This window comes from Actinomycetes bacterium, assembly GCA_036510875.1.
In the GTDB taxonomy this organism is placed as follows: domain Bacteria; phylum Actinomycetota; class Actinomycetes; order Prado026; family Prado026; genus DATCDE01.
This window is the reverse complement of record DATCDE010000271.1, coordinates 1-7,899: the sequence shown is the minus strand read 5'-3', so window position 1 is coordinate 7,899 and position 7,899 is coordinate 1. Positions and strand designations below refer to the sequence as shown.

Here is a 7,899-nt window from a genome sequence, read left to right as displayed (position 1 = left end):
ACACCGACGTTTCAAGATCTGCACCCACCCTGCACCCACCAAAGATCAAAAAGGGAGTCCGCGAGGGCTCGAAAACGGCATCGTCGCAGGTCAGCGCGGTGGGCCGCCTGGGGATCGAACCCAGAACCCGCGGATTAAAAGTCCGCTGCTCTGCCAGTTGAGCTAACGGCCCGGGAGGCTCCCTCTTCAGCCCAGGGAACCCGTCAGAGTATGCATCAGAGTATCCGCGCCCGCTTTGGCATAGTCCGTCTCGATCACCGGCTCCTCAACGCAATCCACGACCGCGATCGGGCCCAACCGAGCCGTTCCGGTCAGCCACCCCGGGGGCGAGGCGCAGCACGGTGAACTCCGATACCGGGCCGTCCCCGGCAATCGACGATCTCAGATCGAGTGCCTCAGTAGCCTCCTCAAGATCCAAAGTGAGAGGCCGATCAGGTCGTTGGCTCAGGAGGGCGGAGGCGGCAGACGGCTGGACCGGCGGCCATGGGGGCGCGTGCCTCTCAGAGTCGGTCCTCGCCGCTCGGCGAGCGGGCCATGCCGCTCACCTCATACCTTGCTTGTTTTCCCGGAGGCAACTTGTTGCCCGCTGACAGGATGTCCCCCGGTCCGTCGTCGACCGCAGCGAACAACCCTGGGGGGGACGTCATGAGCCGAGGCACGCGGCAGGAGCCTGACTTGGTCCCAGCGCCTCGACTTCGGATGGCCGCCCCACCCGACGGCCAGCACAAACACCAGCCCGGTCCGAGTCCGGACGACCCGAAGGGGGAAGAGTGACTGACTCGAGTGGTCGCCACCAGGAAGACGTCCCGTTCGTCGAGCGGTCGCGTCCCCAAGTGGGTGATGGACGAAGCAGCCGGACGCACCGTCGAACCGGTCCTGTTCCGCGCGTCACCCGCCCCCCGAGTCTCGCGGACCTCTCGAGCCGCAAAGTAGGGCAAGGGAATCGCCATAGTCGGCGTGTTCGCAATCGCCGTCGCGCTAGCTGCGCAGTTCGGCGTCGGGCCGACGGTCCCGTGGGCGGCTCAGGCGGGCGCTGCCCCGGCACCCGCAGACGCGCTACCGCCCGGGCACGAGGAGTCCCCCAAGCGACTCGACCCGGCGCCAACCCCGCCGGCCCCTGGACCGACCACCACGCACTAACGATTCGAGGACAAGCAGGCCAACGGCGTCACCCCGGTCACCTGGTCACCGTGCCGCCCCATCCACTACGTCGTCCGAGAGGCGAACGCCCCGGCCAACGGAGACCAGATGCTCGCTGAGTCGCTCGCGCGCCTATCCGCGGCCACCGGACTGAAGTTCGTCAACGACGGCACCACAGCCGAGGCACCCAGCAGCACCGACCGATCCGACCACCAGCCCAAGACCTACGGCAACCGGTGGGCCCCCGGGCTCGTGGCCTGGGCCACCCCCGCCGAAGTCCCCGACTTCGGCATCGACGTCGCCGGCGAGGCAGGCCCCATCCGCGTCGAGGCGCCCAACGGAGACTTCGTGCACGTCACCGGCATCGTCTACCTCGACCCGGTCAAGATCGGCCAGGTGTCCTCGGCCTACGGCGGGGGAGTCGGCAGGTCCGTCATCCTCCACGAACTCGGCCATCTCGTCGGCCTCGCCCACGTGAACGACCCCAACCAGATCATGTGGCCCAGCGGAAACAACGCTCACCTCACTGCGTACCAGGGCGGCGACCTCACCGGGCTCGCACTACTCGGAAACGGCCCCTGCCAGCCCGATGCGTGATCGGCCAGAGTCAGGCCAACTCGCCTGGAGGTGACTGCACGCTCAGGGCAGGGCTGGCTCACGATGCTGCTGGCCACGCTGCTCCCCCTGACCGCCTGGGGAAGATCGCCCAGGCAGTCCTCCGGGAGCAGGCCACTAACCCCTTTGATTCGTTCGTGACAACTAGCTAGTCGCAGTCGATCGATCCACACCAACTGTTCGGCCGAGTTTGCGCAGTCACTAGGCGATGCCGACCGCCAGACGCGATCACGTCGCCGGGAGGGGAGTGACAGGGGTGGGACCGCTTCGCGTTCGTTGGCTGGCCGACTCGCTGCCGGCCGAGCTCGTCCACGCGCTTGCCGACGAGCAGGTGAAGCTCGTCCCCGAGGACGCGGTTGCCGACGTCGTCGTCCTGGACGCCCACGCCTGGCCGCACCGCGCCCACAAGGCCGGCGGTGGCATGCCGCTGCTGCTCCTGCTGGAGACCGAGTCGCTGGCCAACGTGCCTCGACTGCTGTCCGCCGTGCCGCCCGGCGCGGCGGTGGAGCCGGCCGGGCTGCACCCGCGCCTGCTCGCCCGCCGGCTGGGCGAACGGTGGCGGCCGGCTCGTCACCTTCGACGAGTACGAGCTCAGCGCCGGTGACCATGGGGTGGAGCAGCAGGCGTTCGAGGACCTCGTCCGGGTGCTCTCCCGTCGCACGTTCGACGCGATCATCTCGCAGGGCGTTCGGGTGATCTCCGGCATCCGGGACGAGGCGGACCGCGACGGGCTGACCGGGCTGCCGAACCGGCGGACCCTGGACCGTCGGCTCGAGCGGGAGGTCTGGCTGGCCCGGGAGACCGGACGCCCGCTGTCGGTCGCGTTCGTCGACGTCGACGACTTCCGCTCGGTCAACAAACGGTTCAACTGGCAGATGGGGACGCCGTCCTGCGCCACGTCGCGCGGGGGTTCGAGCGCGCCATCGGCGGCGCCGGCTGGGTCGGGCGCTACGGCGGCGAGGAGTTCTGCGTGGTGCTGCGCGGCTACCAGCTGGCACCGGCCTGGGACGTCCTGGAAAGGTGCCGGGGCGCGGCCGCGGTCGACGACTTCGCCCTGAGCGACCGCCGGAGCCTGCCCATCACGGTGAGCGTCGGGGTGGCCGAGCTGCAAGACAGCGAGGACATCCGGTCGACTATCGAGCGGGTCCAGGCCTGGACAAAGATCGCCAAGCATGAGGGGAAGGACCGGGTCCGCCCACTGCCGGCGGAGATCGGGGCAGGCACTCCGGCGAGCGAGGCGACCGGTACCGGTCCAGCCGCACCGCCGCGGCCGCACGACTGAGCCGGCTCCCCTCGCCCGGCTGACCCAGTCCCGTGGGCCCGGCGTTGACGTGCCCCTACGGCGTCAGGACGTCGGCGAAGACCCGCAAGAAGTTGCCGCCTACCACCTTGGTCAGCGCCTCCTCGCTCATGCCGCGCCGCAGCAGACCGCCGACCACCAGCGGCATCTTCGCGTAGGTCTCGAACACCGGCTTGTGGTTGGCGTCCATGTCGGTGCCGATGCACACGTGGTCCTCGCCCAGCAGGTCGACCAGGGCGACGATGCGCTCCACGAAGTCCTCCAGGGTGCCCAACCGGATGCCTGCCGGCCAGGCCCCGACCGCCCCGCCGGCCCCGGCCACCGAGCGGGCCAGCCCCTCGGAGACGAAACGGGGATTGTCCAAGCCGCCCTCGGCGACGTCCGTGTGAGTGATCAGCAGCGGCTTGGTCGACACCTCGAGCGCGTCGTACGCCGTCCGCTCCGAGGAGTGCGACACGTCGACGACCAGCCCGACCCGGTTCATCTCCTGGACGACGTCCCGCCCGAACGGCGTGAGCCCACCGTGCACCGGTGGGGCGGTCATGACGTCACCGATCACGCCACCGCGGAAGTAGTGCACCAGGGTCAGCACCCGGACCCCGTCGGCGAAGCACTGCTCGACCCGCCCCAAGTCGTCCTGAAGGAAGTCCGCCCCCTCGACGCCGAGGATCGCCCCAACCTGGCCGGCCGCCCGGGCCGCGGCCACGTCGTCCGGAGCCCGCACCCAGGCGACGTCCCCGCTCGCGACCAGTGCTCGGAGGTTCGCCAGCTGCGTGCGGTAGTAGGCCCACGCCTCACCCGGATCGAAGTCGCGCACCGGGGTGAGCGTCCCGCCACGGGCGTCGAGGGTCGGGAAGTCGGACACCGCCGAGAAGCAGGCAGCGGCCACGTGGCCCCGCTGCAGGTCGGCGATCGCCCGGTTCTCGAACGAGCCGCGCGACGCGTACAGCCGCAGCTTCCAGGTGAGGTGCTCGGCACCGCGCACGAAGCTGCGCCCGGGATGGGCATGCGTGTCGATCGCCGGGTGCGCATCCAGAAAGGCGACCGCGCGGTCGAGCTCGTCCTCGCTCAGCTCGAACCCGACGGCAGCGCGCGGGGTTCCGAGCTGCCGGGCAGCCCACCACGCCACCACGCCGACCCCGGCAGCTGCTCCCGAAGCCACACCGCCGACCACCGCTCGCCTCGAGGCCACGCCACCCTCCTCCGACCCGCAGGTCGAGTCTGTCACGACCGATCCTTGACGGATGGCAGTTCGCGATATATCGTGAGCTTACGGATCAGAGAGTGACCCAGACAAGAATCGGAGAGATCCATGAGCTACAGCTCAGCACTTCCCCCGGGGGGCTTCCCCCAGTTCAGACCCTTCTGGATGGCCCAGATGGACGGCCCGGCCGAGGGCGCCCAGCGCCGTCGACGCGGGCACCGGCACGGTCCCGGCCCGTGGGCCGGCGGCCCCGGCGGCTGGCTCGGCGGGCCTCCTTGGGGCGGCGGTCCTGGTGGACGCCGTCCCCGACCGCGGCGTGGCGACGTCCGAACCGCGATCATCACCCTGCTCGGTGAGCAGCCCATGCACGGCTACCAGATCATCACCGAGCTGACCGAGCGCAGCGGCGGCGTGTGGCGGCCCAGCCCCGGCTCGGTCTACCCCACCCTGCAGCAGCTGGAGGACGAGGGCCTGGTCCGCGCCGACGAGGCCGATGGCCGGCGTGTCTTCCAACTCACCGACGACGGACGGGCCGCGGCCGAGCGGCTGGTGGCCACCGGCCAGCAGGCGCCGTGGCAGGCCATGGCGGACGACGCCGATGCGGGCGTCACCCGGCTGCACGAGAGCGCACGGCAGGTCGCGGCGGCCCTGATGCAGGTCGTCTCCGCTGGCAGCGACGCCCAGATCACCCGCGCCGAGGAGCTGGTGACCCAGCTGCGCCGCGACCTCTACCGGCTGCTCGCCGAGGACGACGACGCGACGAGCTGACGCCCACAGAGGCGGCGGGGACTCAGCCGTTGAGTACCCGCAGCGGGGCCCCGCCGGCGAAGGCGACGATGTCCTCGACGACGTCGCCGTACCACCGCCGGTACGACTCCCAGGTGACGTACCCGACGTGCGGGGTGAGCAGTGCGCGAGGCTCGCTCCGCAACGGGTGATCGGCGGGCAGCGGTTCCGCTGCGTGGACATCCAGCGCAACGCCGGCGATCCAGCCCTCGGCGCACGCTCGCCGCGGAGCCGGCTCGTCGCACAGCGGGCCCCGGCTGGTGTTGACCAGCCAGGCGTCCGGGCGCATCGCGGCCAGCTCGGGCTCCCCGACGACACCGCGGGTCTGGTCGGAGAGCACCAGGTGCAACGACACGACGTGGGAACGCCGGAGCAGCTCGTCCTTGTCGACGTACCGCCCCCCGCGCGTGGCGGCGCGCTTCGGCGTCAGGTGCGGGCTCCAGGCCAGCACCTCCATGCCGAAGGCAGCGGCGATGCGGGCCATCCGTCCGCCGGTGTGCCCGAGGCCGACCAGCCCGAGGGTGCGCCCCTCGAGCTCGGAGCCCACCGTCGGCTGCCACTCGCCGGCGGCCATCGAGCCGACTCGGCCGGGCAGGTCGCGCACCGTGGCCAGGATCAGCGCCCAGGCCAGCTCGACCACCGGCGACCCGCCGCCCGTCGTCCCCGACACGACGATCCCCAGCTCGGAGCAGGCCGCCTTGTCGATCGCGGCGTTACGCGCCCCGGTGGTCACCAGCAGCCGCACGGCCGGCAGCCGGGCCAGCAGGCTACGCGGGAACGCCGTGCGCTCCCGCATGGCGACGATGACGTCGAACGGCTGCAGGAGCTCGACCAGCTCGTCCTCGTCGTCGACGTGCCGGTTGACGACGGCGAGGTCACCGAGGGCCGTCACGGGGGTCCAATCGGCGGCCGCCAACGCAGCCCGCTCGAGGTCGTCCAGGACCCAGATGCGCACGCACGCCAGGATCGCAGACGATCACCTACCCGTGTCAGGGCCAGCGCACCTCGACCGATCGCCCGGTGAACCGGGCGTAGGGCTGCAGCGCGGCCTCGACCCGCTTCCGGTCGGTCGCCCGCAGGGACACCAGCGGCCGGGCCTCGACCACCGTACGACTCTTGGTGGTCGACCGCTTCCAGGTGCCGGCAACCCGCCCGTCACGCACCAGGGTCGCCTGGAAGACCCCGTTCCCGCCCGGGATGATCGCCTGCTTGTGCTCCTCGGCGAGCATGAGCGAACGGTCCTTGAACCCGAGCAGGTACTCGTCGAACCCGGGCAGCGCGTGCCACCCGCTCGCGCCGTCCGAGTCCGGCCGGACGGCGTGCTCGTCGAGCTGGACCGGATCGAGGAACACCTCCTTGCCGTCGACCGTCGCACGGGCCAGCCGGTCGCCGGCCACGGCGATCCCGCGCCTCGTGTCCGTCATGGTCAGCCCGGTCCAGCCCGCGAAGTCCTGCCGGGTGGTCGGCCCGTGGCTGCGGAAGTAGCGGACGGCGATGGTGGCAAGCGCCTCGTCACGGTCCAGCCGGACCGGGTCGGGCACCCACTCGTCGAGCAGCACGAAGGTCTGCTCGGTGCCCACGTTCGGCGCGATGCAGGTCACCCCCCGCTGGCTGGCGTACCAGAGCAGGTGGTAGCCGAGCTGCCCCGCACCGGGGATGCCGGCCCGTTCCAGCCTGGCCACGCACTCGGCCCGGGTGAGCCGCCCACCCCCGGCGAGCGCCGCCCCCAAGACGTCGACAGCGCGGTCCGCCACCGCCTCGTCCAGCCCGAGGAAGGCTCGCCGGGCAGCCGCGCCCGCGAGGGCCCGCTGCCCCATCAGCTCAAGCATCCAGTGCGCGTCCCGCGGGGGGACCAGGTGGACCGTGCCGCGCATCGGCCAGGTGCGCAGCGCCTCGCGGTCCTCCAGGGCCGCCTGGACGTCGGCCGCGGCGAGGTGCGGCAGCCGCGCCCCCAGCGACCACAGACCGCTGCTGAGGTCCTGCGCCTGCAGGGCGCCGAACCAGGTCACCACCCCCGCGACGTCCGCCGGCCGCTCGACCGCCGCAGGCCGTTCGCCCAGCAGCAGGCTGGCCATGCGCAGGGCCAGCGCGTGCTGCGGGGTCAGATCCATCGCGGCCCTCCTCGCCGGCACCGTAGCGGCCGGGCCCGACAGCGCGCGCGATGAACCGGAGCCGGGCTCCGCTCGTTTGACGGGAACGAGACGTTCTTCGGAGGCCACCATGCCGAGACCCCATCGACCAGCCCTGCTCGTCACCGTTCTCGCGGCCACGGCGCTGCTCGTCACCGCCTGCGGCTCCTCGTCGACGACACCGGTCGCCAACAGCGGCTCGACCGGCGGGGGCACCGGCGCCGGGCTGTCCACCACCAGCACATCCCTGGGCACGATCGTGGTGGACGCCAAAGGCATGACCGTCTACCTCTTCGCCATCGACAGTCCCGGACACTCGGCCTGTACGGGCGCCTGCCTGCAGTACTGGCCGCTGGTCCCCACCCCGGCCACCCTGCCCACCAGCCTGCCCGGGATCACCGGCACGGTCGGGGTGCTCGACCGCCCGGACGGCGCGAAGCAGCTGACCCTCAACGGCTGGCCGCTGTACACCTACGCCGGGGACACCGCGCCTGGCATGACCGCCGGGGAGGGGCTCAACCTCTCGGGCGGCCTGTGGTGGGCGGTGTCGCCGTCCGGCAGCGCGGTGAAGTCCACCGGCCCCGGCTCCAGCCCGAGCTCCAGCTCCGGTGGCTACACCCGCAGCTACTGAGCCGCCTCGACTCGCCGTCGCGCGGTCCGGCGGCCACGATGGAGCCGTGGATGACGCGTCAGCCGGGCGGTCGGAGCTGCTGGAGCACGGCCCG

8 protein-coding genes and 1 tRNA gene are annotated in these 7,899 nt (G+C 71.7%); 5 read left to right on the top strand and 4 right to left on the bottom strand.

Going from position 1 to position 7,899, the window contains the following annotated elements:
- Positions 1 to 99: 99 nt before the first annotated feature.
- Positions 100 to 172 (bottom strand) — tRNA-Lys (locus tag VIM19_15955).
- A 1,076-nt stretch (positions 173 to 1,248) separates the two neighbouring features.
- Here VIM19_15955 and VIM19_15950 point away from each other — a divergent pair.
- The 3 genes from VIM19_15950 to VIM19_15940 all read left to right on the top strand — a co-directional run bounded on the left by VIM19_15950 (position 1,249) and on the right by VIM19_15940 (position 2,813).
- On the top strand, positions 1,249 to 1,737 hold the full coding sequence (locus tag VIM19_15950; GenBank protein ID HEY5186349.1) for a matrixin family metalloprotease: 489 nt from the start codon (positions 1,249 to 1,251) through the stop codon (positions 1,735 to 1,737).
- Between the two features lie 274 nt (positions 1,738 to 2,011).
- Positions 2,012 to 2,359, top strand: coding sequence for a hypothetical protein (locus VIM19_15945; GenBank protein ID HEY5186348.1), 348 nt, complete (start codon positions 2,012 to 2,014; stop codon positions 2,357 to 2,359).
- A gap of 7 nt (positions 2,360 to 2,366) precedes the next feature.
- Positions 2,367 to 2,813: a GGDEF domain-containing protein gene (locus VIM19_15940; GenBank protein ID HEY5186347.1), complete on the top strand. Its 447-nt coding sequence runs from the start codon at positions 2,367 to 2,369 to the stop codon at positions 2,811 to 2,813.
- Positions 2,814 to 3,092: 279 nt separating this feature from the next.
- Here the strand turns inward: VIM19_15940 and VIM19_15935 are convergent, their stop codons facing one another.
- Positions 3,093 to 4,247, bottom strand: coding sequence for a membrane dipeptidase (locus tag VIM19_15935; protein ID HEY5186346.1), 1,155 nt, complete (start codon positions 4,245 to 4,247; stop codon positions 3,093 to 3,095).
- A gap of 120 nt (positions 4,248 to 4,367) precedes the next feature.
- Here VIM19_15935 and VIM19_15930 point away from each other — a divergent pair, with 120 nt between their 5' ends.
- Positions 4,368 to 5,027, top strand: coding sequence for a PadR family transcriptional regulator (locus VIM19_15930; GenBank protein HEY5186345.1), 660 nt, complete (start codon positions 4,368 to 4,370; stop codon positions 5,025 to 5,027).
- 22 nt (positions 5,028 to 5,049) lie between these two features.
- Here VIM19_15930 and VIM19_15925 read toward each other — a convergent pair whose 3' ends face one another.
- Positions 5,050 to 6,000 (bottom strand): D-2-hydroxyacid dehydrogenase family protein, encoded by a 951-nt coding sequence (locus tag VIM19_15925; protein HEY5186344.1) that lies wholly within the window; start codon positions 5,998 to 6,000, stop codon positions 5,050 to 5,052.
- Between the two features lie 34 nt (positions 6,001 to 6,034).
- Complete coding sequence (locus VIM19_15920) at positions 6,035 to 7,156, bottom strand: winged helix DNA-binding domain-containing protein (protein HEY5186343.1); 1,122 nt, start codon at positions 7,154 to 7,156, stop codon at positions 6,035 to 6,037.
- Between the two features lie 109 nt (positions 7,157 to 7,265).
- Between VIM19_15920 and VIM19_15915 the strand changes: the two genes are divergently transcribed.
- Positions 7,266 to 7,805 carry a hypothetical protein gene (locus tag VIM19_15915; GenBank protein ID HEY5186342.1) on the top strand — a complete coding sequence of 180 codons (540 nt, stop codon included), beginning with the start codon at positions 7,266 to 7,268 and terminating at the stop codon, positions 7,803 to 7,805.
- Positions 7,806 to 7,899 lie beyond the last annotated feature (94 nt).

Excerpts from the sequence above, each read along its gene's own strand:
- VIM19_15950 (HEY5186349.1), top strand. The coding sequence starts at position 1,249 with ATGCTCGCTGAGTCGCTCGCGCGCCTATCCGCGGCCACCGGACTGAAG.
- VIM19_15930 (HEY5186345.1), top strand. The coding sequence starts at position 4,368 with ATGAGCTACAGCTCAGCACTTCCCCCGGGGGGCTTCCCCCAGTTCAGA.
- VIM19_15920 (HEY5186343.1), bottom strand. The coding sequence starts at position 7,156 with ATGGATCTGACCCCGCAGCACGCGCTGGCCCTGCGCATGGCCAGCCTG.
- VIM19_15915 (HEY5186342.1), top strand. The coding sequence starts at position 7,266 with ATGCCGAGACCCCATCGACCAGCCCTGCTCGTCACCGTTCTCGCGGCC.